Origin of the sequence: Microbacterium yannicii, assembly GCF_024055635.1 — a bacterium.
Classification (GTDB): Bacteria; Actinomycetota; Actinomycetes; order Actinomycetales; family Microbacteriaceae; genus Microbacterium; species Microbacterium yannicii.
Genome location: NZ_JAMXMB010000037.1, coordinates 56,640 through 78,088, shown reverse-complemented (window position 1 = coordinate 78,088; position 21,449 = coordinate 56,640). Strand labels below are relative to the sequence as shown.

Genomic DNA, 21,449 nt, shown 5'->3' with positions numbered 1-21,449 from the left:
CGGCCGCCCGGGAGGACGGTCACACCGGCGTGTCTCAGCGGAAGTCGGCGAGCGCGCGGTGCACCGACGCGACGGCGCTCGAGCCTTCGCCGACCGCGGCGGCGACGCGCTTCATCGACCCGCGGCGTACGTCTCCGGCGGCGAAGATCCGCGGCACCGACGTCTCGAACGGCAGTGGCTCCCTTCCGAGTCCCTGCCACCGCTGGAGCGACTGGACCGAGACGTCCGTGCCGGTACGCAGGAACCCGTCGGCGTCGCGGTCGAGCTCGGCGAGCCACGACGTGGCGGGTTCGGCACCGATGAAGCAGAAGAGACCGCGGGCCGCGACATCCCCCACCGAATCGATGTTCACGCGCTCGAGGGCGGAGCCGCCGTCGAGCCCCACGACGCGAGACCCGGTGTGGACGTCGATGCGGGGGTCCTCGAGCAGGCGATCCACGAGGTACGACGACATCCGGGTGCCGAGGTCGGAGCCGCGCACCACGAGGTGCACGGGGCATCCATTGGCCGCCAGATACAGCGACGCCTGGCCGGCGGAGTTGGCACCGCCGACGACCACCACCGGCGACTCGAGCACCTGACGCAGCTCGAGCGGCGTCGCCGCGTAGTAGATGCCGGCGCCCTCGAACTCGTTCCACCGCTTCAGATCGAGGGTGCGGTACGCGGCGCCGGAGGTGACGATCACCGTACGGGTGCGGATGAGGCGCCCGTCGGTGAGCGCGATGTCGATGTCGTCGCCGACGGGTCTGAGGTCGACGGCCTCGCAGGGCGCATAGACGCGGACGCCGAACTTCAGCGCCTGCAGCGAAGCCTGGCCGATGAGGTCGCCGCCGCTGACCCCGAACGGGAAGCCGAGGAAGTTCTCGATCCTCGATGTCGCCGCAGCCTGCCCTCCCGGCGCGACGGCATCCAGCATCACCGTGTCGAGGCCTTCGGACGCCCCATAGATCGCCGCGGCCAGTCCGGCCGGTCCGCCGCCGACGACGACGAGATCCACCACCTCGTCGGCGCGCGCCTGGTAGCTGAGCCCGAGGCGCTCCGCGACCAGGCCGGGCGTCGCCCGGGGCATCGGCTCGCCCTGGATGAAGGCGACCGGGAGGTCCTCGAGCGTGATGCCGTGCTCGGCGAGGGCACCGAGCTCGCCGGGGACCAGCTCGACCGCCGTGTGCACGAGATCGAGCCGCTCCGCGAATCGGCGCAGGGTCAGGAATTCACGCGACGAGCGCGGTCCGACCAGCTTGAGGGTGAGCGCCGCCGGTCCGCGGCGGAGCATCTCGCGACGTGCCCACAGCGCGTGCAGGACGATGTCGCAGAGCTCGTCGTCCTCGGCCATCAGCAGACGCAGGCGCGCCCGGCTGACGCGCAGCATCCGGCCGGCGCGCGAGGCGCGTGCCGTCAGGAACGCACCCTGCCCGTTCAGCAGACCCAGCTCACCGACGAAGCTGCGCGGACCCATCGTTCCGACCACCGTCTCGTCGACCCAGCCGAACGCGACGCGGACGATCTCGACCTCGCCGGTTTCGACCAGGATCAGGTCGTAGTCCAGATCGCCGGCCTGGAAGAGATAGTCGCCTTCGGCGACCTCCTGCGGCTCGCCGAAGGCGACCAGCCGTCGCCACTGCGCGTCGGTCAGCGCCGGCTTCATCATGCGTTCGATCTCGCGCTGCTTCGCCGGCGAGATCTCGTGCGACCTCATCGGTGGATCAGCTCCCGCCAGTCGGCGGGCAGCCTGCTCGCGGGGCCGGGAGAGGACTGCGTGGCCGGTCGCGAGACGGGCGGCGCGAGGTCGGGTCCGTCCACGAAATCGGACGCGACGAAGTCCCAGAACCAGCTCTCGCCCGGCTCGAAGCTGCGCACGTAGCGGTGACCGCTGGTGTGGAAGTGCGCCGTCGCGTGCTGCGCCGGCGATGTGTCGCAGCATCCGACGTGTCCGCACACGGCGCACCGCCGCAGGTGCACCCACCAGCCGCCGACCGCCTCGCAGTCGGCGCAGCCCTCGCCCGAAGGCGGCACGGTGGGGTCGATGTCATTCAGGCTCATCGGGCCTGCCTCTCGTCCGGCGCGTTCCATCGGTGCGATGCTAACGCCCCTGCGAGGTGCGCGGCCGAGATCGCGACAGTCGAGGTGGGCAGAGGTGCCCCCGCGGGGAGAGGCCGTCGCTCGGGCGTCCAGCGGTGGGAGGTCCAACGGCGTGAAGTGGAGCTGCCCCGTCGTCTTCCGTTGAGCGAATAGCGAGTACACTCATTATTGAGTACACTTGGTTATGCAGAGGTGGTATGCGTCGCCTCGTCCACGAGAAGGAGCACGACAGAGATATGAAGGCGTACGCCGTTTCGGCATTCACAGGCCCGCTCGAAGAGATCGATGCTGCCGAACCACGCGTGGGGCGGTCCGACGTCCTCGTCCGCGTACGCGCCGCCGGCGTCAACGTCCTCGACGAGAAGATCCGGCTCGGCGAGTTCCGGCAGATCCTGCCCCACGCGTTTCCGCTCGTGCTGGGTCACGATCTCGCCGGAACCGTTATCCGGGTCGGCGCCGACGTGCGCGGCCTCAAGCCGGGTGACACCGTCTACGGCCGCCCGGATGACCAGCACATCGGCACGTTCGCCGAGCGCATCGCCGTGCCCGAGTCCGACCTCGCGATCGCCCCCGCCTCGGTCGACATCGAGGCGGCGGCATCGTTCCCACTGGTCGCGCTGACCGCCTGGCAGGCACTGGTGGAGCGGGGGCGGGTGCAGGCGGGCCAGAAGGTCCTGATCCACGGCGGTGCGGGCGGGGTCGGGTCCCTCGCCATCCAGCTCGCGAAGCACCTGGGCGCGACGGTGGCCACGACCGCCGGCAGCGCCAGCGCGCAGTTCGTGCGCGAGCTCGGCGCCGACATCGTCATCGACTATCGGACCGAGGACTTCGAGCAGCAGCTGAGCGGCTTCGATCTCGTGCTGGACAGCATCGGCGGCGAGAACCTCGAGAAGTCGCTGCGCATCCTGAAACCCGGCGGGCGAGCGATCGGCATCGCAGGCCCTCCCGACCCGCAGTTCGCCCGGGATGCCGGACTCAACCCCCTCGTGCGGCTCGCGATCCGCGGGCTCAGCGCGAAGGTGCGCCGGCAGGCGCGAAAGCTGGGCGTCAGCTACGAGTTCCTGTTCATGCGGGCCAGCGGCGAGCAGCTGCGCCGAATCGCTCGCCTCGTCGACGACGGAGTGCTGCGCCCCGCCGTCGGCCGCGTGCTGCCCTTCGACCAGACCGCCGAGGCGCTGCGGCTCGTGGCGGCCGGAGAGGGACGCGGAAAGACCGTCGTGAGCATGCCGTGACCCGTAGCCGCGGTCAGCGCGCCGGCCGAGGTCAGCGCGCGAGCAGCGCCCGTGCGCACGACGACAGGACGAGCTCGATCGTCGTGCGCACCAGCGGGCCGGTGCGTCAGCCCAGCCGCGGTCGCCACACCAGCGAAGCCAGGCCGGCCAGGAGCGCCACGGCGGCGGCGAACCAGTAACCCGGGGCGAAGGCGGCGAAGCCCGGACTCATGAGGGCCGCGGCCGCCACACTCGACACGGCGGAGACGCCCGCGGCGGCACCGAATTCGTGGAAGGTGCTCAGCGCGCCTGATGCGACACCGGCCTCGGTCGGCTCGACAGCGGAGAACATGCTGCCCGCCGCCGCCACGAACACCGCTCCCACACCGAAGCCCGCGACGCTCGTGCCGACGATCAGCACCGTCATCGAGAAGATCCCCGCCGCCGCCGCGAGTCCTGCGGCGGTGATGAGCAGCCCCGTCACCGACACCGCACGAACGCCCCAGCGCGGAATGATGCGCCCACCGAGCGTGGCGCCGAGGATGGAGCCGGCCGCGACGGGCAGGAACGACAGCCCCGTCTCCAGCGCGGTGAATCCATGAAGCTGCTGGAGCGAGAACGAGCCGAGGAAGAAGACCGAGATCATCAGGGCGGCTGCGACGAAGATCAGCCCCAGCCCCCGCACCACCGATCCTCGCCTGAGCATCGCCGGCTGGATGAGCGGGGCGTCGGTCGAGCGGATCCGCCACGCGAAGAGGGCGTATCCCACGAGCGCGACGCAGAACGCGATGAGCGTGGACGCGCTCAACCAGCCGTCGTCGCCGGCCGCAGCGAGTCCGTACACCGCGGCGCCCGTCGCCGCCGTCACCAGCGCTGCGCCGACCACGTCGACGCGCCCACCCGATCCCGGCAACGGTCGGACCGATCTCAGCAGACCGATCAGCAGGAGGATGCCGACCGGCACGTTGATGAAGAACACCCACGGCCACCCGGGCCCGGCGGTCAGCAGGCCACCGAGCAGGACGCCGACCGCGGCGCCCGCGCCACCGAGAGCCGACCATACGCCGAGGGCGCGAGTCAGCTCCGGACCCGTGAACGTCCGCACGATCACCGACAATGCGGCGGGTGACATGGCGGCCGCGCCCACGCCCTGGAGCGCGCGGGCGAGCAGGAGCATCTCGCCGCTGCCCGCCAGCCCCGCGAGCAGCGAAGCGGCGATGAAGACCGTCAGGCCCGCGAGCACGACGCGTCGTGGACCGAGGATGTCGGCGGCCTTGCCGCCCAGCAGCATCAAGCCGCCGAAGACCAGCGCGTAGATACTCGCGACCCACGCGACCGTCGTCCTGTCCAACCCGAGATCGGCCTGCATGTCGGGCAGAGCGATCGCGACGACGGTCACGTCGACGATCAGCATCAGCTGGGCCACGCCCAGCAGGGCGAGGATGCGCCAGCGGGACGGATCGGCGGCGGGGAGTACCTTCGCGGCCGTGGGATCTGAAGCGTGCACGACTTTGACCCTTTCGTAAGTTGAACGGTGGTGTACGAGAAAGATAAACCGTACACACGTGTTCGACAAGAGGGATGTGTCGTAGCCCGGTTTCACGCGAGCGCTGCGGCGGGGCACTCAGAGGCGAGACTGTGATGAGTGCGGCGCCTCACTCCGAGGCCGACGCGGCGGCCACGGGCCGAGTCCGCGGAACTCGGGCCGCTGAACCCCGAGGTCAGGCGGCGAGCGCCGCGAGGCTCGTGTCGCGCACCAGGACAGGCGCCTCGTCGGCGCTGATCTCGCCACGATGGACCGCAGCCGAGGCTCCGTGCACGATCGCCTGGATGACGCTGATCTGCCAGTCGATGGGCATGTCGCGACGGAACTCGCCGGCGTCGCGTCCGCGTTCCAGCAGTGCGCGGACCCGGAGGACGGGTTCGTCGTGAGCGCGGCGGATCTGATCGGGGGGCAGCGCTTGAGAAGCCGCGACGACGACGGCACCGAATCGGTGGGTGAGATGCCACGTGGCCTCGAGCAGACGGCCGAGCGCCTCTCGGGGGTCGCCGTCGAGGTCGAGGTCCGCCAGCGCCTCCTCGGTCTGGGCGATCGCGCGGTCGACGACCTCGCGGATGAGGGTCGCACGAGAGTCGAAGTGACCGTAGAGCGTCACCCGTCCCACGTTCGCCGCCTTGGCGATGTCGTTGATGCTGGCGTCAGGGTCGACGGCGAGAAGTCGCGTGGCAGCGGCGACGATCGACTCGATGTTGCGGACGGCATCGGCCCGTTTGGCACGGTCCTGGGACGACGCGCCTGCAGATTCCGCCGTCATACCCGCTCCACGCACCACGCCTCCTAAATCGGACGGTCATGTGCACTTTAGCCTGCGCAGTCCGGCCACGCGGCCGCATGCGCGGCGACGAACGGATCCGTTCCGTTAAATCGGACACTGGTGTACAGTTTACAACTCGCACACCGGTGTTCAAGAACAGGAGCTGGAAATGGATGCCGTCCTCAGACAGGAATCGCCTGACCGCCCTCTTCGACGCCGACGTGCCGGTGACTGGTGGCCGATCGTCTGGCCCACCGCGCTCGCGGTGCTGGTCGCGTCGGCGACCGCCTACCGACTCGCCGACGGGCGCGAGGTCGCTCCGGTGGTCGCGGCATCCGGTCTCGTGTATCTCGCGGCGGCCGCAACCCATCGGCGATGGGTGGCGTGGGTCGCCTTCGGCGTCGCGTTCGCCCTCATCACGCTGGACAAGTTCGCGGGCCTCGACGCGCTGCCGTGGCTTCTCGCCCTCGCCGGAGTGCTGGTCATCGTCGGCCCGACCGCATCCCGGACCCATCCCTGGTGGGCACTGCCGCTGCAGACCGCCGCGATGCTCGTGCTCGGCGCGATGGCCGTACTCGCCCTGCGGCTCGATCCGACCGTCGGCGGGCTGCTGGTCGCCGCCGCACTGCTCGGCCACGCGGCGTGGGATGCCCACCACTACCGCACCGGACGCGTGGTCGACCGCGCGCTCGCCCGCTTCTGTGCCGTGCTCGACGTCCTCGTCGCGATCCTCGTCGGCGCTATTACACTCACGGCATGACGACCGCAGAGGCGGCGCGCCGACGGGCGCTGCGGATCACCACCGATACCGGAGTGCTGCTGCGCCGGCCTTTCGAAGCCGACGCAGCCGGCGTCTTCGCCGTTCACGGCGACCCTTCCGTCTACCGCTACGACCCGCAGGAGACGCACCCCGACGTCGAGCACTCCGCGCGGTTCCTGACCCCGATACTCGACCACTGGGCCGAGCACGGCTTCGGCTACTGGGCGGTGCTTCTCCCCGCTGGGAAGTGGCGGGAGGGCGTGCCGGGCGCCCATGCCGACGACGGCGCGCGGGTGTTCGCCGGTCTCGGTGGCATCCGGAATCACACCTTGGCGGGCCGGCCCGTGCTCAACGTGTACTACCGCTTCGCACCGGCCGCACAGGGGCGAGGACTCGCCCGCATCGTCGTGGAGCAATCGCTCGCGCTCGCACCCCTCGTCGCACCGAGCACGGATGTCGTGGTGCGCACCCGTCCGGCGAACGCGGTCGCACGTCACGTCGCCGAGCGCGCCGGCTTCCTCGATGAGGGCCTGGAGCCCGGCACCACCGACATGCAGCTGCTGCGGTACCGCTTCTGACCGCCCCGCTCACCGGGAGAGACCGAGCGCCGCACGGCGATTGCCGTCACGAGCCACGGCGGTCGGCGGCATACATCGCTCGCAGGAGTTCTGTGAGCGCAGCAGCGACCGTGTCATCCAGGACTGCTTCCGGCGCGCCGTCGAAGTTGTACAGCCTGCTGCCGGCTCGCCCGCCGACCCACCAGCCGATGTAGACCGTCCCCGGTTCGCGACCTTCCTCGCTGTCGGGTCCGCCCACGCCGGTCGTCGCAACCGCGACGTCGGCGTCCAGCTGCGCGGCGACGCCGGCCGCCATCTCCTCCGCGCACCGAGCACTCACCACCGGGCCGGGTGACACTGCCAGCACCTTGTGCTTCACCGCGGTGGCATACGCGACGACCCCGCCGCGGAGCCACTCCGATGCGTTCTCGGCGGCACCCAGCGCACTCACGAGCAGCCCGCTCGTCAGAGACTCCGCCACCGCGACGGTGAGGTCGCGGTCGCTTGCGCACCGAGCCACCTTCTGCGCCAGATCGGCGCTCTTCTCCGCAGTCACGGCCACCAACGTAGCGAAACCGGGCTCCTGGAACCGCCGGGTTGACAGGGCCCCACAACGCCCGTCGCGCCTATCCGCTCCGCCGCTGGGCGCACACGATCGGCCAATGGCGCACGCCTCGACCCGTGCATGACATCGACACGGCCTGGTGATGCAGTGCGGCCACATCCGCGCCCACCAGGGCCGGATCGGGTCTCGGCGGATCCCGCCTCGAACGTGGGTCGCGCGACGTGGAACTCGTGCGCCGCCCACGCGATCGGTGCGTTCACTCCCTCGAGGGTCCCTCGCGAAGCGCTCGTCGCGGCCGTGACGGCAGCCGCCGCTAGATCGCCGCGCGCCCGTGCCGACGTCCGTCCGCTGAGGGTGACACCGCCGCCCAGTTGCCGAGCAGGTGCATGGCTTCGTGATCGGGTGACCCGGGTTCGGCCGTGAGCACGGTCAGCTGCACGGCGGCCTGTCCGACCAGGTCCAGGCCGTCGAAGTGCAGGGTGAGGTCTCCGACCGCGTGGTGGTGGAATCTCTTCACGCCGGACTGGTGCTCCCACACGTCATGGCGCCCCCACAGCGAGCGGAAGTGATCGCTGCGCGTCGACAGTTCGCCGACGAGGTCGTGCAGCGCTTTGCTGTGCGGGTCCCGACCCGCTTCGGTGCGCAGTTGAGCGACGTTGATCCCGGCGACGGCCTCCCAGTCGGGGTAGAAGCGGCGGGCGACGGGCTCGAGGAAGATGAACCGCGCGAAATTGGGAGGCGTGGTGGTCGCGGTCGCGAGCATCTCGTCCATCAACGCCGCACCCAGCGGGTTCCACGCGAGCAGGTCCGTGCGGCCGTTGCCGACCATCGCGACGGCGGACGGCAGGGAGTCCAGGAACCACTGGATGCTGGGTGAGGGCCGCCACAGCGGTGCCGCCTTCCCCGGCCTGCGGCTGCTGGTCGCCACGGCGCCCGCCTGGTGCGCGAGCCGGTGCAGATGGTCCCGCTCGGCGTCATCCAGCTGCAGCGCCTTCGCCACGCCGTCCAACACGGCGTCGGAGGCACCGGCGATCGCTCCCCGCTCCAAGCGTGCGTAGTATTCGACGCTAACGCCCGCCAGCGCGGCGGCTTCACCGCGGCGCAGGCCGGGCACGCGGCGGTCGCCACCGCGTCCGAAGCCCACGTCCTCGGGATCGACCCGCGCCCGTCGCGACATCAGGAAGTCGCGAACCTCGGAACGGTTGTCCATGCACACAGGCTAGGTCGAGGAGCAGCCGCGCTGGGATGCCCTGCCAGGGCGCGTCAGGTCAGGGGCTCCCGTCGCGCAGGGAGAACGCGTTGGCTGGGCGCATGCCACAGCGTGCACTTCTGCGAACCGCCCCGCAAGACGTTTTCAACAGCGTCGTGGCCGCGCTCCTGTGCGCCGTCCTCGTTCTCTCGCCGGGCGTCGCGACCCCGCCGTCTCAAGTGCACATCGCAGTGGACGACGCCGGAACCGCCGGTCAGTTCGGCTCCCGACTGCCGCTGGCGCTGACATTCCACGACCGGATGGGAACAGCCGTGTTCGCACGGTTGTCCGAACCGCTCGCTGTCGACCAGCGCACTCCGGCCGGCGAGTATCGCGCCGGCGACGTCGCCTACGTCGCCTCGGAGCAGAGCATCGTCGTCTTCCTCTCCGACGGCTCCGCCGTCCCTGCTCAAGGGCTCGTCCTCGTCGGTCACACCACGAACGGACTCGACGACCTTGCCGGCTGCGTACGCGACTGCCCAATCGATCTCCTGGCAGCCACCGACTGACAGGACGGATCAGTCCTCGGCGGTCTCGCGGGCGAACAGCAGGAGCTCCGGCAGGCTCGTGGCGAAGTAGTCGGTCTCCCCGCTGGCATGGCGGGCCACAGGGGGAACGTACGGGAGGCGCGCCTCGCCCAGCGTGGCGGGCGGGTCGGTCTGCGGCAGGCCGTTGGCTGCGAGCACCGCGTCCCACGCCGCGATCGCCTGGCCTTCGCCGCCCTCCCAGGGATGGAAGGATCGCGTCAGCAGGATCTCGAGCGCCCGCCCCGCCTCCCCGGCGTCGATCAGCAGCTTCACGTACTCGATCGTCAGGTCATCGCGAGAGAGCACCAGAGGTTCCACCGGCCGCAGCCGGCGCAGTCGCTCCGAGGTGGTCCGTCCGAGCCGGATCGCCAGCTGGTCCTGCTCGTACCGGAGGCGGGCGTCGTCGGGCGCGACCGTGACAGCTCGCTCGTACAAGTCCCACGCGCGGGCGTCGTCGTGACGGATGTTGTAGGCGGCGAGCGCGGCATTGCGGAAGAGGACGGCGTCGACACGTCCGAGCGCGATCGCCCGCTCCCAGTGCGCGCCGGCCTCGGGGCGTCGCCCATGCGCGTAGAGCAGCATCCCGATCAGCGAATGCGCCACGGCGTCATCCGGGTCTGCGGTGAGCGCCGCCTCGAGTGCGTCGAGCGCATCGAGCCCGAACGGGAAGCAGCGGGTGAGGTCGGCCGCCTGGGCGCGCTCGCGCTCCTCCGCGGCCCGGGCGGAGTCCCCACGTGCCTCGTGGACGGCGGCGGCGACGTAGTGCGCGATCGGCCGGACGTTGCCCGACCAGGCGGCCGCTGCGGTGGACGTCCACTCGAGCACCTGGAGCGCCTCGTCCAGCGCTCCGGCATTGCGCAGCTCCAACGCGACGTCGAGCAGCAGCCCGGCCGCGTCTGTCAGGGGTCGACCCGCGAGCGCCCTGATGGTGGCGTCGAGGGGATCGGCCTCGAGTGCCCGCAGCAGGACGGCTTCGGCATCCGTGTCCACTCCAGAACGGCGGAGCAGGATCGCGCGGAGGGCGACGCGGCGCACGTCGTGGCCGACCACCCCGTCGAGCGTGTCGAGGACGCGCAGTGCGGCGCGGTTCTGACCCCGGCACGCCAACGACTGGGCCAGGGCGAACCCCGCTGCCGCTGCCCACGTGCCGTCCCAGCCTGCCTTGCCGAAGGCCTGTTCCGCCTCGGCGATCCGGCCGAGCCGGCGCAGTACCAGCCCCTGCAGGTAGAACGCCTCCGCATCCATCGGGTTCGCGTTGCGGCGAGTGAGCCGCGCCAGCGCCGTCTCCACCCGCCCGAGTGCCGTGACGTGGTCCCCGGCGCGATAGTCCCGGTCTGCGAGCGCGAGGTTGATGCGGACGTCACCGGGATCGCGCTCGAGGCCGGCGTTCCAGTACGCCAGCGGCGAGCGCGTCGGGTGGCGGTACTGGCTGAGGTGGAGCCCGGTGAGGTAGAGCTCCTCGACGGAGTCGATCGCGGCGGGTGCGGGGGGCTCGTCGGCGACCCAGGGCTCTCCGTCGCCGACGACGGTCGGGCTCCATCGCACCAGAAGCTGTCCCGCCGAGGTCAGCAGCTCCGCCGCGATCGCCCCGTCGCCGTCGGGTCGCACGTCGACCTCGAGCCGGAACGGCACCCCGGGATCGATGTCGACGTTCTGCGAGGCGAGCACCTCGCCGCCGCGGACGATGCGCGCGAGGGCGCCTCGGTGTGGTCGCGTCACGGCGAAGGTGGCCGCCAACGGCCCGTCGCGATCCACGTGAACTGCCGCGTCGGGTGTGGCCTGGTGCGCGGTCCCGATCGCGGGGATCGGATACCAGTACTGCGTGAACACCTTGGTCTCGCCGGGGAGCAGCCAGCTGAAGTCCGGCTGGTTGTCGGTGTACACGCCGGCCATGAGCTCGACGTAAGGACCGTCGCCGTCGGTGAGCTGCGCATCCCACGCCTGCCCGAGCGGCCCGGTCCCCCACGTCCACTGCTTCTTGCCCGGCGACAGCCGACGCTCGGCCCAGTGCACGAAACCGGCGCCCGCCGCATGGTCGTACCCGCCGAAGAAGTCCTGCCCCGAGTCGACGATCATGTACGACGTCGGCACGGGGATGTTCTTGTACCAGTCGATGCGGTCGGCGTCGGGGGCGGTCTGCGCGAGCGCCGGATAATCGACGCCGTAGTAGGGCCGGTCCGCCTGAGGGAACGCGGTGAGTCCTCGCCGGGCATGATCCGCGACGTAGCGCACGTCTTCCGGGAAGAAGGACTGATAGTCGTCGTGGACCGCGGCGGCGACGTTCGCCCACCAGAGGAAGCTCTGACGCTCGTCCGTCCGATTGTGCAGGCGGACCGCGAGCTCGACGACCGAACTGTCCGCCCGCAGGCGCACACCGTGCTGAGCCGACATGCGGGCGAACGGATCGTGGTCGTGACACCACACGGTCACCGTGCCGTCATCGTCGTACTCGATGGATGCCTCGACGGGGAGGTACGTCGCCGGACGATGGTGCTGCGGCCAATTGAACTCGACGCCCCCACTGATCCACGGGCCGGCGAGCCCGACCAGGGCCGGCTTGATCACGTTGTTCCGGTAGAAGAAGTCGTACCCCGTCGTCTTGTCGTAGCCGACATGGATGCGACCGCCCAGCTCCGGAAGCACGACGAGGCGGATGTACTCGTTCTCGAGATGGATCGCATCCCAGTCGCGCAGGGTCGCCTCATCGGAGACGCTCTCGGTGAACGCCAGCGGATACACCTTCCCGCTGGACCCCTGGTAGACCCGGTGATCGAGGAACATCGGGTAGCGGCTCGGCTCACCCGGCTCGTAGGTGCGGATCGTCAGCGGCTCGCGCCAGGCGACGGCTTCTCCACGCCGGAGCGCCGCGTCGAGGTCGGCGGGCGCATCCGGAAGCCGGAGCTTCTCGTGGGGTTCGTACGACGCACCGCGGACCGCGGGTCCGTTGTCGGTGACGTCCGTCCGTTCAGCGGTCATCGCTGACCTCCTCGGGGAGACTGCGGCGGAGTACCGGGCTGCGGGTTCTCTCGCCGAACGTTGCGAGCGGATACGACGCTACGAGCCGCTCGTACGCGGAGGTATGGTGACAATGAGGGACTTCATGGACGAAACACCGATCAGCGGCGAACCCTTCTATCGCAAGGACGGCTTCGAGAACCAACGGCTCTGCGTCGTCCCGCGGCCCCAGGTCGAAGCGGCTCTCGAGCGGGCCGGAACCCGGCGCATGACCGTGACGGATGCCGGATACTTCCCGGATGCGGTGGGCCACCGGCGCGCTCGCCCGAACGGTGCGGCCGAGACGATCGTGATCCTGTGCGTCGCCGGCGCCGGCGTCGTACGAATCGCCGGGACCGCGTATGCACTCACGCCCCGCACCAGTATCACCATCCCCGCACACCAGCCGCACGAGTACCAGGCGTCGCTCGACGACCCATGGACGATCTGGTGGATGCATGTGCGGGGCACCGACGTGTCCGAGCTGACCGGGCCGCTGCTCGGCATCCCCCGCCCCCTCACCAGCCTGCGCGCGATCGCCGGCGTCGCGGCACTGTTCGACGAGCTCGTGAGCCTGCTCGAGCGCCGGCACTCCCCCGCGCATCTGCTCGCGGCATCGGGCGTCGCGTGGCAGCTGCTGACGCGGGTCGTCGCCGACAGCATCCTTCCGGCCGAAGGCTCGGCGATCGAACGAGCGATGCGCTTCCTCGAAACGCGCGTCGACAGCAACATCCAGGTCAGCGAGCTCGCGGCGATGGTGGGCATGTCGCCCTCGCACCTGAGCGCGCTGTTCCGCCGGGCGACCGGGAGCGGTCCCGGCGCGTTCCACACGTCGGTCAAGATGGCGCGCGCCCGGAGCCTGCTCGATACGACCGCGGACAGTATCGGCGAGATCGCTTCCGCCGTCGGCTACACCGACCCGCTGTATTTCTCCCGCCACTTCCGACGGATGCACGGCGTCAGTCCGACGCAGTACAGGGCGCAACACAAGGGCTGACGTGCGCTGCGCCCGGACCACAGCCCACGCGGAGGCAGGGCTGCGAGCCTCACCGTGTCAGTGGGACTCGCGCGACACCGTCGACCCGCTGGACCCGACGAGGAAGTCGAGGTCGGCCCCGGTGTCGGCCTGCATCACGTGGTCGACGTACAGCCGCTCCCATCCGCGCCGCGGATCGGCGAAACCCCTCACCGTGGCATCGCTGACACCGCGCGCGGCGAACTCCTCGGCAGGAACCTCGACGTCGAGGCGGCGGTTGCGCACGTCGAGGCTGATCCAGTCGCCCGTCCGCACCCGCGCGAGCGGGCCACCCGCAGCGGCCTCGGGAGTGACGTGCAGAATGACGGTGCCGTACGCCGTGCCCGACATCCGCCCATCGCAGATGCGGACCATGTCGCGCACGCCCTTCTCGAGCAGCTTCTTCGGCAGCGGCATGTTCGACACCTCCGGCATCCCCGGGTAGCCCATCGGGCCACAGCCCCGCAGGATCATGACGGAGTTCTCGTCGATGTCCAGGTCGGGGTCGTCGATGCGGGCGTGGAAGTCTTCGATCGAGTCGAAGACGACGGCGCGGCCGCGGTGCTTCAGCAGGTGAGGGGATGCCGCAGCGGGTTTGATGATGGCGCCGCCGGGAGCCAGCGTGCCGCGGAGGACGCTGATGCCGGCGGCGGGGATGAGCGGCTGCGTGCGCGAGGCGATGACGTCGGCGTCCCAGATCCGCGCGTCGTCGAGGTAGTCCACGAGCGGGCGGCCGGTGATGGTGAGTGCCGTGGGGTCGAGCAGGTCCTTCACCTCACGGAGCACCGCGAGGAAGCCGCCGGCCCGGTAGAGGTCGTCCATCAGGTAGCGGCCCGCGGGCTGGAGGTTCACCAGGAGCGGCACCTCGGCGCCGATGCGGTCGAAGTCGTCGATGGTCAGGTCGATCCCCAGCCGTCCGGCGATCGCGAGCAGATGCACGACCGCGTTCGTCGAGCCGCCGATCGCGGCCAGCGCCACGATCGCGTTGTGGAAGCTCGCCTTCGTGAGGAACGTCGACGGGCGCCGGTCCGCCGCGACGAGCTGCACCGCGAGCCGACCGGTCTCGTGGGACGCCTCGAGCAGTCGACTGTCGGGGGCCGGCGTCCCCGCGAGCCCCGGAACGATGGTGCCGAGCGCCTCGGCGACGAGCGCCATGGTCGAGGCGGTCCCCATCGTGTTGCAGTGCCCCTTGGACCGGATCATCGACGACTCGGATCTCTCGAAGAGGGCTTCACTCAGCGTGCCCGCGCGCACCTCCTCGCTGAGGCGCCAGACATCCGTGCCGCAGCCGAGCGCCTCACCGCGGAAGTGACCGGTGAGCATCGGGCCGCCGGGGATCACGACGGCGGGAAGATCGACGGATGCCGCGGCCATGAGCAGCGCCGGAATCGTCTTGTCGCATCCCCCGAGGAGCACCACGCCGTCGATCGGGTTGGCGCGCAGCATCTCCTCTGTGGCCATCGCCGCCATGTTGCGCCACAGCATCGCGGTCGGGCGCACCTGCGTCTCACCCAACGACACCACCGGCAGGTTGAGCGGGATGCCGCCCGCCTCGTAGATCCCGTTCTTCACCGATTGCGCCACCTCATCGAGGTGCGCATTGCACGGCGTGAGGTCGGACGCGGTGTTGGCGATGGCGATCTGCGGTCGCCCGCGGAACGCGGTGTCGGGGACGCCGCGCCGCATCCACGCACGGTGGATATAGGCATTCCGGTCGTCGCCCGAGTACCACTCCGAGCTCCTGAGGTCGGACGCCATTGTTTACCAACTTTCGGAATTTACGTCAGATTGACGGAATATGACTATAGTAGCGGCGTCAGCACGCCAGCCACGAAGGGGACCGCGATGATCGACGAGGATGCCGTCATCCTGGCCAATCCCCTGACGTGCGAGCTCGGCGAGGGCCCCGTCTGGGACCCCGTGCGGCAGCTGGTGCTCTGGGTCGACATCCGGCGCGGCGTGATCTTCTCCGGGCGACTGGACGCTCATGGCCGGATCTCGTACGTGGAGCACGTGCCGTTCGCCGGCACGGTCGGCGCCGTCGCCGTCGCCGAGGACGGCTCCTGGATCGTGGCGGACGCGCACACCCTGATCCTCCACCCAGTCGCGGGATCCGCGCGCGAGCTCGCGCGCGTGGTGCCGGCCGACCGATCTGGTCGCACGAATGACGGCAAGCCGGACCCCGGTGGCCGGTTCCTCATCGGCACGCTCTCGCTGGACGGCGACTCCGATCGCGAGGTGCTCCTGCGCCTGGAACAGGACGGTACGCTGACGACGATCGACGACGATCTCACCCTGTCGAACGGACTCGCCTGGAGCCCGGACGGGTCGATCCTGTACTCGGTCGACACCCTGCGCCGCGTCGTCTTCGCGCGGTCCTACGATGCGGCGACGGGCGCCACCGGCGAGCGCCGGACGATCATCGAGGTCGATGACGGGTTCCCGGACGGCATGTGCAGCGACGCCGACGGCCACCTCTGGATCGCCATGTGGGGTCTGGGCGAAGTGCGCCGCTACACGCCGGAGGGCGCGCACGAGCGCACGATCCGCGTCCCTGCCCCGCACGTGTCGAGCGTCGCGTTCGCCGGCCCCGACCTCGACACGCTCGTCATCACGACCGCGACGCAGGACCTGAGGGAAGAGCAGCTGGCGGCGCATCCGCTGTCAGGAAAGCTGTTCACCGTTCGGCCCGGGGTCCGCGGGCTGCCCGTGCCGCTGTGGAGCGGCGTTGCCGAGACCCTCAAGGAGAACGCATGAAGCTCGCCCGCATCGGATCTGCCGGCGCAGAGACGCCCGTCGCCTTCGTCACCGACGACACCTACGTCGATCTGTCGGACGTCGTCACCGACTTCGACGAGGCGTTCTTCGCCGGTGGCGGCATCGACCACATCCGGCCGGTGGTGGCCGAACGCGCAGCGGCCGGCGGCATCCGTCCCCTCCTCGATCAGCGGATCGGCGCCCCGATCGCGCGGCCGCACCAGATCATCTGCGTCGGACTCAACTACCGCGACCATGCGGCCGAGACCGGCCAGGCGGTGCCCGACGAGCCGATCCTGTTCACCAAGTCTCCCAACACGCTCGTCGGGCCGAACGACGACGTACGGATTCCTCGTGGATCCACCAAGCCCGACTGGGAGGTCGAGCTCGGCATCGTCATCGGCCGGCGCGCGAGCTACCTCGACTCGCCCGCGCAGGCGCGCGAGCACATCGCGGGCTGGGTCGTCGTGAACGACGTCAGCGAGCGGGCGTTCCAGCTGGAGCGGGGCGGGCAGTGGCTGAAAGGCAAGTCCGCGGAGACGTTCAACCCGACCGGGCCGTGGCTGGTGACGCCGGACGAAGTGCCCGACGTGCTCGACCTCGGCATGCGGCTGGAGGTCAACGGCATCCGCCGGCAGGACGGCTCGACATCGACGATGGTGTTCGATCCCGCGTTCATCGTCCACTACATCAGCCAGTTCCTCGTGCTCGAGCCCGGCGACCTCATCAACACCGGCACTCCGCCGGGCGTCGGCATGGGATTCCAGCCGCCGATCTGGCTGCAGCCCGGCGACGTGATGGAACTCGAGATCGACGGACTCGGCTCGCAGCGACAGACAGTGCTCGCACCACGATGAAGGCGTTCGTGATCACGGCTCCCGGCGAGGCAGGGGTCCAGGACGTCGAGCCGCCCACGGCCGCGGCCGGCGAGGTCGTCGTCGACGTGGCGCGTGCCGGCATCTGCGGCACCGACATCGAGTTCTACACCGGCGAGATGCAGTACCTCCACGAGGGACACGCGCAGTATCCGATGCGCATCGGCCACGAATGGATGGGAACCGTGTCGGCCGTCGGCGAGGGCGTGGACGCCGCCTGGATCGGCCGCCGCGTCACCGGTGACACGATGCTCGGATGTCAGCGCTGCGAACGCTGCCGCGCCGGCTTGCACCACGTGTGCGCGTTCCGAGATGAGATCGGAGTGCGCAACGGTCGCCCGGGCGCGTTGGCCGAACAGGTCGCCGTACCCGCCTGGGCGCTGCACGCACTCCCCGACGCGGTCGACGACGCCTCCGGCGCGATGGTCGAGCCGGGTGGGAATGCCTGGCGGTCGGTGGATGCCGCAGCCCTGAGCACCGGCGACCGGGCGCTGATCCTCGGTCCGGGAACGATCGGCCTGCTCTGCGCGCTGTTCGCCCGTGCGGCGGGAGCAGAGGTGCACCTCCTGGGCCGACCCGGCCGGTCGCTCGAGTTCGCCACGTCGTTCGGCTTCGATGGCGTCTGGACAGAGGCCGACCTGCCCGACCTCGCGTGGCACGCGGTGATCGATTCGTCCAACGCGCCGCATCTGCCCGCGCGAGCGCTCGAGCTCGTGGAACCGGGCCGGCGCATCGTGCACGTCGGGCTCGCGGGCAGCCCCAGCCTCATCGACACGCGGATGCTCGCGCTCGGCGACATCACCGCCGTCGGCATCCTCGGCGCTTCCGCCGGGCTCGAGCCGACGATCGCGGCGTACGCGGACGGCTCCGTCGATCCTCGACCGCTCGTCGCGGCGACCGTCGCGCTCGACGACCTCGCCGATATCCTCGCCGGCTCCCGTCCACCGCAGGCCGGAGCAGGACCCAAGATCCACGTCGAGATCTCTCGACAGAGCCCCCGCCCCTCGGGCGCATCTCGACAGGAACGACCATGAAGCGCGCACTCATCACCGGCGGAGCCCGCGGCCTCGGCGCCGCCACCGCCACACGTCTTCGCGCCGACGGGGTCCACGTGATCACGGTGGACCGTGCCGGGGACGTCGACGAAGTCGTCGACATCACCGACGAGCAGGCGGTCACCGCGCTTGCCGCGCGCGTGGGCACCGTCGACATCCTGATCAACTCCGCCGGGATCGTCGGCCCGAACATGCCGCTCGTCGACACCACCACGGCCGACTGGCGCCTCACCCTCGACGTGAACGTGATCGGAACGGTCGGCATGATGCGCGCCTTCATCCCCGGCATGGTGGAGCGCGGCTGGGGGCGCGTGGTCAACTTCGCGAGCATGGCCGGCAAGGACGGCAATCCGAATCTCGCCGCCTACTCGGCCTCCAAGGCCGCCGTCATCGCCCTGACGAAATCGGCCGGCAAGGAGCTCGCGACGACAGGGGTCCTCGTCAACGCCATCGCGCCCGCGGTCATCGCGACGCCGATGAACGACGCCACCGCGCCGGACGTGCTCGCCCACATCACCAGCCTGATCCCGATGAAGCGCGTGGGTGAGGCATCCGAAGTCGCAGAGCTCGTCGCCTGGCTCTCATCGGAGCGGGTGAGCTTCTCGACAGGGGCGGTCTACGACATCAGCGGCGGCCGCGCCACCTACTGAACCGCAGGCACGGGCTGAGCCGCGGGCACCTGCTGCCGCCCGACGATCGCACGAATGGTCGGCAACTCGGCGATCAGCTGCGGCAGCGGCACGCGGAACGCCAGCGCGCTGACGCTGATGGCCCCGGTGGGCGCGTTGAGGTCTTCCGCGGGAACAGGGACCGCCACGCAGTTCACGCCGACCTCGTTCTCCTGGTCGTCGACGGCGTAGCCGCGCTCCCTGGAGAGCTGCACCTCGTCCCAGAGCCGATCGAGATCCGTGATCGTGCCGGGCGTCCGCTGTTCGAGCGGAGCGTCGCCGAGCAACAGCCGCAGCCCGTCGCGGTCGCTCACGCGGTAGCCGAGCAGGAGCTTGCCGACGGCGGTCCGGTACGCCGGGTTGCGACCGCCCACCACCGAGGTGAGGCGAACCGCTCCGCCAGGAGGGTCTACCTTGGCACGGTAGACGACCTCGGCTCCGTCGAGGACGGCGTAGTGCGTGGTCTCGCCGAAGCGCGCAGCCAGCTGCTCGAGAAGCGGCGTGATGCGCACCGCCTCGGGGCGCTCGGCGTAGTTGTGGAACGCCAGCCGGAAGAACTCGTCGCCGAGCACGTACGTGCCGCGACCGATCTGCGACGCCAAGCCGGCCCTGCGGAGCGACGCGAGCGCGCGGTGCACCGTCGACTTCGGGCTGCGCATCGCCGCTGCGAGGTCGTCGAGGCTCACTCCGCGCGGATGCGCGCCGAGTTCGATCAGCACCGCGAGCACCCTGTCCGATCCGACGACGCGCGCGTCGTCGGATGCGCCATCCGTAGCGACCACAGCACTCCCTCGATCCGACTATCGGCATACTAGTCCGACATCGTGAAAGGGCTGCTTTCCGCGGACTCGCCCGTGGCGCGCGACGGCTGTGAAACCGACACCAGCATCTCACCGCTCGCCCGCGGGCCTCCGAGCAGAATCGGCGCGAGATTCTGTCGAACGGTGTGGATATTGTCGTATCCGAGCGTCGCCGTTCGTGGATCAGGTGTGCGACCCGTCCGGGTCGCCGCGACCGAGAGCCACGACATGGCTCTCGTCCCGATGAGAGGAGACGACAGTGACGAAGTATCTGATCGCATTCAACGACGAGTGGGTGCCGCTGCACACCGCCGACGAACTGCGCAGCAAGAGTGAGGCTTCGCGGGCCGTGCTCGATGACATGAAGGCGGCAGGCGTCTTCCTCTATGCGGACGGCGGGATCGATGCCTCGACCGCCGTCTTCAGCGTGGTCAACAACGACGGGAAGCCGGTCTTCACCGACGGCCCGTTCGTCGAGTCCAAAGAGCACCTCGGCGGGTTCACCGTCATCGACGTGCCGGACGATGACGCCGCACGACACTGGGCAGGGCGAGTGGCCGTCGCCCTGGATTGGCCCCAGGAGGTGCACCGATTCCCCTCGGATCTCGATGAGATCGTCGAACGGCACGCTGCGCCGGAGTGAACGACTCCCCCGCCGACGAAGCGATCGCCCGCGTCCACCGCGAGGAGTGGGCGCGGGTGGTCGCCGGGCTCGCGCGTCGGTTCGGCGACCTCGATCTCGCCGAGGATGCCGCAGCCGAGGCCTACGTCGCCGCGGTGGAGCGGTGGCCTCGCGACGGCGTACCGCCCAACCCCGGCGCATGGCTCACCACCACCGCGACGCGAAAGGCGATCGACCGACTGCGCCGCGAGTCTCATCGCGACCTGAAGCACCAGGCGGCACACATGCTGTCCGACGACACCCCGCACGAGCCGACCGGGCCGGTCGAGGACGACCGGCTGCGGCTCGTCTTCATCTGCTGTCATCCTGCCCTTGCGATGGAGGCCAGGATCGCCCTGACCCTGCGCCTGCTCGGGGGGCTCACCGTCGCAGAGATCGCCCGCGCCTTCCTGGTGCCGGAGACCACCATGGCGCGACGGATCACCCGCGCGAAGGCGAAGATCGCGGCAGCCCGCATTCCGTACCGGGTGCCGTCGACGACCGACATCCGCCAACGGGTCGCCGGTGTTCTCGCGGTGATCTACCTCATCTTCAACGAGGGCTACCTGGCCACCGCCGGCGACGACCCCGTGCGGGCCGATCTGACCGACGAGGCGATACGCCTGGGCCGCTTGCTGCGCGTGCTCCTTCCCGATGACGGCGAGGTGATCGGTCTCCTCGCCCTCATGCTTCTCGCGGATGCGCGACGCACGGCGCGCGTCTCGCACGCCGGTGAACTGGTGACCCTCGACGAGCAGGACCGCAGCGCGTGGAACCGGAACCTGATCGACGAGGGCCACACCCTCGTCCGCGAACGGATCGCAGCCGTCGCGGCAGGCGCCGAGCCGCCGGGCCGCTACCAGCTCCTGGCCGCGATCAACGCGGTGCATACGGATGCCCCGTCCTCACGTGACACCGACTGGTCGCAGATCGTCGTGCTCTATGACCGCCTGATGCGGCTGGATCCTTCGCCGATCGTGCGCCTCAACCGCGCCATCGCGGTGGCCGAACTGGATGGTCCCGCGGTCGCCCTCGCCGACATAGACCGACTCGGTGATGCCCTCGATGGGTACCACGCGTATCACGCGGTGCGAGCCGACCTCCTACGGCGGGTCGGGCGGAGCGCCGAGGCGCGGACCGCGTACGGCAGAGCGATCGAGCTCGCCGGCAACCCGGCCGAGCGGGCGTACCTCACCCGCCGCCGCGACCAGCTGGTGGGGTGACCGACCTGCCGATCACGCGGGATCTGGTTTCAGAGGTTCGCGTGCGGCGGGCGGACCTGGTGATGCGGTGAGCGCGAAGCGCGACCACCCATGCCCGCTCCTCGGAGCGCGCATGGGTGGTCGCGCCCTCGACGCCCG

At 70.3% G+C, this 21,449-nt stretch carries 20 protein-coding genes; 11 read left to right on the top strand and 9 right to left on the bottom strand.

Annotated elements, in window-relative coordinates:
• Nucleotides 1-34: 34 nt before the first annotated feature.
• Both NCG93_RS16605 and NCG93_RS16600 read right to left on the bottom strand, forming a co-directional pair.
• Nucleotides 35-1,696 carry an FAD-dependent oxidoreductase gene (locus NCG93_RS16605; RefSeq protein ID WP_194412861.1) on the bottom strand — a complete coding sequence of 554 codons (1,662 nt, stop codon included), beginning with the start codon at nucleotides 1,694-1,696 and terminating at the stop codon, nucleotides 35-37.
• A complete protein-coding gene (locus tag NCG93_RS16600; RefSeq protein WP_194412860.1) occupies nucleotides 1,693-2,040 on the bottom strand; it encodes a UBP-type zinc finger domain-containing protein in 348 nt (115 codons plus the stop codon). The genes NCG93_RS16605 and NCG93_RS16600 overlap by 4 nt, the downstream gene beginning before the upstream one ends.
• A 275-nt stretch (nucleotides 2,041-2,315) precedes the next feature.
• Here NCG93_RS16600 and NCG93_RS16595 point away from each other — a divergent pair, with 275 nt between their 5' ends.
• Nucleotides 2,316-3,311, top strand: a complete 996-nt coding sequence (locus NCG93_RS16595) for an NADP-dependent oxidoreductase (protein WP_194413752.1) — start codon at nucleotides 2,316-2,318, stop codon at nucleotides 3,309-3,311.
• Between the two features lie 106 nt (nucleotides 3,312-3,417).
• Here the strand turns inward: NCG93_RS16595 and NCG93_RS16590 are convergent, their stop codons facing one another.
• Both NCG93_RS16590 and NCG93_RS16585 read right to left on the bottom strand, forming a co-directional pair.
• Nucleotides 3,418-4,797: an MFS transporter gene (locus NCG93_RS16590; RefSeq protein WP_206687297.1), complete on the bottom strand. Its 1,380-nt coding sequence runs from the start codon at nucleotides 4,795-4,797 to the stop codon at nucleotides 3,418-3,420.
• Between the two features lie 214 nt (nucleotides 4,798-5,011).
• Complete coding sequence (locus NCG93_RS16585) at nucleotides 5,012-5,605, bottom strand: TetR/AcrR family transcriptional regulator (RefSeq protein WP_194412859.1); 594 nt, start codon at nucleotides 5,603-5,605, stop codon at nucleotides 5,012-5,014.
• A 169-nt stretch (nucleotides 5,606-5,774) separates the two neighbouring features.
• Here NCG93_RS16585 and NCG93_RS16580 point away from each other — a divergent pair, with 169 nt between their 5' ends.
• Nucleotides 5,775-6,365: a hypothetical protein gene (locus NCG93_RS16580; protein ID WP_194412858.1), complete on the top strand. Its 591-nt coding sequence runs from the start codon at nucleotides 5,775-5,777 to the stop codon at nucleotides 6,363-6,365.
• Entirely contained in the window at nucleotides 6,362-6,943 is a 582-nt protein-coding gene (locus NCG93_RS16575) for a GNAT family N-acetyltransferase (protein WP_194412857.1), read from the top strand. The genes NCG93_RS16580 and NCG93_RS16575 overlap by 4 nt, the downstream gene beginning before the upstream one ends.
• Nucleotides 6,944-6,989: 46 nt before the next feature.
• Here the strand turns inward: NCG93_RS16575 and NCG93_RS16570 are convergent, their stop codons facing one another.
• A complete protein-coding gene (locus tag NCG93_RS16570; RefSeq protein ID WP_252787586.1) occupies nucleotides 6,990-7,478 on the bottom strand; it encodes a CinA family protein in 489 nt (162 codons plus the stop codon).
• A gap of 322 nt (nucleotides 7,479-7,800) precedes the next feature.
• Nucleotides 7,801-8,697: a helix-turn-helix transcriptional regulator gene (locus NCG93_RS16565; RefSeq protein WP_194412855.1), complete on the bottom strand. Its 897-nt coding sequence runs from the start codon at nucleotides 8,695-8,697 to the stop codon at nucleotides 7,801-7,803.
• Between the two features lie 101 nt (nucleotides 8,698-8,798).
• Between NCG93_RS16565 and NCG93_RS16560 the strand changes: the two genes are divergently transcribed.
• On the top strand, nucleotides 8,799-9,245 hold the full coding sequence (locus NCG93_RS16560) for a cyclophilin-like fold protein (protein WP_194412854.1): 447 nt from the start codon (nucleotides 8,799-8,801) through the stop codon (nucleotides 9,243-9,245).
• Between the two features lie 9 nt (nucleotides 9,246-9,254).
• Here NCG93_RS16560 and NCG93_RS16555 read toward each other — a convergent pair whose 3' ends face one another.
• Nucleotides 9,255-12,239 (bottom strand): DUF5107 domain-containing protein, encoded by a 2,985-nt coding sequence (locus NCG93_RS16555; RefSeq protein WP_194412853.1) that lies wholly within the window; start codon nucleotides 12,237-12,239, stop codon nucleotides 9,255-9,257.
• Nucleotides 12,240-12,363: 124 nt separating this feature from the next.
• Here NCG93_RS16555 and NCG93_RS16550 point away from each other — a divergent pair, with 124 nt between their 5' ends.
• Complete coding sequence (locus NCG93_RS16550; RefSeq protein WP_194412852.1) at nucleotides 12,364-13,254, top strand: AraC family transcriptional regulator; 891 nt, start codon at nucleotides 12,364-12,366, stop codon at nucleotides 13,252-13,254.
• A 57-nt stretch (nucleotides 13,255-13,311) separates the two neighbouring features.
• Here the strand turns inward: NCG93_RS16550 and NCG93_RS16545 are convergent, their stop codons facing one another.
• A complete protein-coding gene (locus NCG93_RS16545; RefSeq protein ID WP_194412851.1) occupies nucleotides 13,312-15,030 on the bottom strand; it encodes an IlvD/Edd family dehydratase in 1,719 nt (572 codons plus the stop codon).
• Nucleotides 15,031-15,117: 87 nt separating this feature from the next.
• On the opposite strand from NCG93_RS16545, the gene NCG93_RS16540 reads away from it, so the two are divergent.
• The 4 genes from NCG93_RS16540 to NCG93_RS16525 are packed head-to-tail and all read left to right on the top strand — an operon-like array spanning nucleotide 15,118 to nucleotide 18,609.
• Nucleotides 15,118-16,029 carry an SMP-30/gluconolactonase/LRE family protein gene (locus tag NCG93_RS16540; protein ID WP_194412850.1) on the top strand — a complete coding sequence of 304 codons (912 nt, stop codon included), beginning with the start codon at nucleotides 15,118-15,120 and terminating at the stop codon, nucleotides 16,027-16,029.
• Entirely contained in the window at nucleotides 16,026-16,886 is an 861-nt protein-coding gene (locus NCG93_RS16535) for a fumarylacetoacetate hydrolase family protein (RefSeq protein ID WP_194412849.1), read from the top strand. The genes NCG93_RS16540 and NCG93_RS16535 overlap by 4 nt, the downstream gene beginning before the upstream one ends.
• Nucleotides 16,883-17,938 carry a zinc-dependent alcohol dehydrogenase gene (locus tag NCG93_RS16530; protein WP_194412848.1) on the top strand — a complete coding sequence of 352 codons (1,056 nt, stop codon included), beginning with the start codon at nucleotides 16,883-16,885 and terminating at the stop codon, nucleotides 17,936-17,938. The genes NCG93_RS16535 and NCG93_RS16530 overlap by 4 nt, the downstream gene beginning before the upstream one ends.
• Nucleotides 17,935-18,609 carry an SDR family NAD(P)-dependent oxidoreductase gene (locus NCG93_RS16525; protein WP_194412847.1) on the top strand — a complete coding sequence of 225 codons (675 nt, stop codon included), beginning with the start codon at nucleotides 17,935-17,937 and terminating at the stop codon, nucleotides 18,607-18,609. Before NCG93_RS16530 ends, NCG93_RS16525 begins: the two co-directional genes overlap by 4 nt.
• On the opposite strand, the gene NCG93_RS16520 is transcribed toward NCG93_RS16525, so the two are convergent.
• The gene (locus tag NCG93_RS16520; RefSeq protein WP_194412846.1) at nucleotides 18,603-19,409 is read right to left on the bottom strand and encodes an IclR family transcriptional regulator; all 807 of its coding nucleotides are present in this window, start codon (nucleotides 19,407-19,409) and stop codon (nucleotides 18,603-18,605) included. The genes NCG93_RS16525 and NCG93_RS16520 overlap by 7 nt on opposite strands.
• Before the next feature lie 277 nt (nucleotides 19,410-19,686).
• Between NCG93_RS16520 and NCG93_RS16515 the strand changes: the two genes are divergently transcribed.
• Nucleotides 19,687-20,070 (top strand): YciI family protein, encoded by a 384-nt coding sequence (locus NCG93_RS16515; protein ID WP_194412845.1) that lies wholly within the window; start codon nucleotides 19,687-19,689, stop codon nucleotides 20,068-20,070.
• The gene (locus tag NCG93_RS16510) at nucleotides 20,067-21,311 is read left to right on the top strand and encodes an RNA polymerase sigma factor (RefSeq protein ID WP_194412844.1); all 1,245 of its coding nucleotides are present in this window, start codon (nucleotides 20,067-20,069) and stop codon (nucleotides 21,309-21,311) included. Before NCG93_RS16515 ends, NCG93_RS16510 begins: the two co-directional genes overlap by 4 nt.
• Nucleotides 21,312-21,449 lie beyond the last annotated feature (138 nt).

Bases quoted from the DNA above. Each gene is read 5' to 3' on its own strand.
- NCG93_RS16605 (WP_194412861.1), bottom strand. From the start codon at position 1,696: ATGAGGTCGCACGAGATCTCGCCGGCGAAGCAGCGCGAGATCGAACGC.
- NCG93_RS16600 (WP_194412860.1), bottom strand. From the start codon at position 2,040: ATGAGCCTGAATGACATCGACCCCACCGTGCCGCCTTCGGGCGAGGGC.
- NCG93_RS16595 (WP_194413752.1), top strand. From the start codon at position 2,316: ATGAAGGCGTACGCCGTTTCGGCATTCACAGGCCCGCTCGAAGAGATC.
- NCG93_RS16585 (WP_194412859.1), bottom strand. From the start codon at position 5,605: ATGACGGCGGAATCTGCAGGCGCGTCGTCCCAGGACCGTGCCAAACGG.
- NCG93_RS16580 (WP_194412858.1), top strand. From the start codon at position 5,775: ATGGATGCCGTCCTCAGACAGGAATCGCCTGACCGCCCTCTTCGACGC.
- NCG93_RS16575 (WP_194412857.1), top strand. From the start codon at position 6,362: ATGACGACCGCAGAGGCGGCGCGCCGACGGGCGCTGCGGATCACCACC.
- NCG93_RS16565 (WP_194412855.1), bottom strand. From the start codon at position 8,697: ATGGACAACCGTTCCGAGGTTCGCGACTTCCTGATGTCGCGACGGGCG.
- NCG93_RS16560 (WP_194412854.1), top strand. From the start codon at position 8,799: ATGCCACAGCGTGCACTTCTGCGAACCGCCCCGCAAGACGTTTTCAAC.
- NCG93_RS16555 (WP_194412853.1), bottom strand. From the start codon at position 12,239: ATGACCGCTGAACGGACGGACGTCACCGACAACGGACCCGCGGTCCGC.
- NCG93_RS16550 (WP_194412852.1), top strand. From the start codon at position 12,364: ATGGACGAAACACCGATCAGCGGCGAACCCTTCTATCGCAAGGACGGC.
- NCG93_RS16545 (WP_194412851.1), bottom strand. From the start codon at position 15,030: ATGGCGTCCGACCTCAGGAGCTCGGAGTGGTACTCGGGCGACGACCGG.
- NCG93_RS16540 (WP_194412850.1), top strand. From the start codon at position 15,118: ATGATCGACGAGGATGCCGTCATCCTGGCCAATCCCCTGACGTGCGAG.
- NCG93_RS16535 (WP_194412849.1), top strand. From the start codon at position 16,026: ATGAAGCTCGCCCGCATCGGATCTGCCGGCGCAGAGACGCCCGTCGCC.
- NCG93_RS16530 (WP_194412848.1), top strand. From the start codon at position 16,883: ATGAAGGCGTTCGTGATCACGGCTCCCGGCGAGGCAGGGGTCCAGGAC.
- NCG93_RS16525 (WP_194412847.1), top strand. From the start codon at position 17,935: ATGAAGCGCGCACTCATCACCGGCGGAGCCCGCGGCCTCGGCGCCGCC.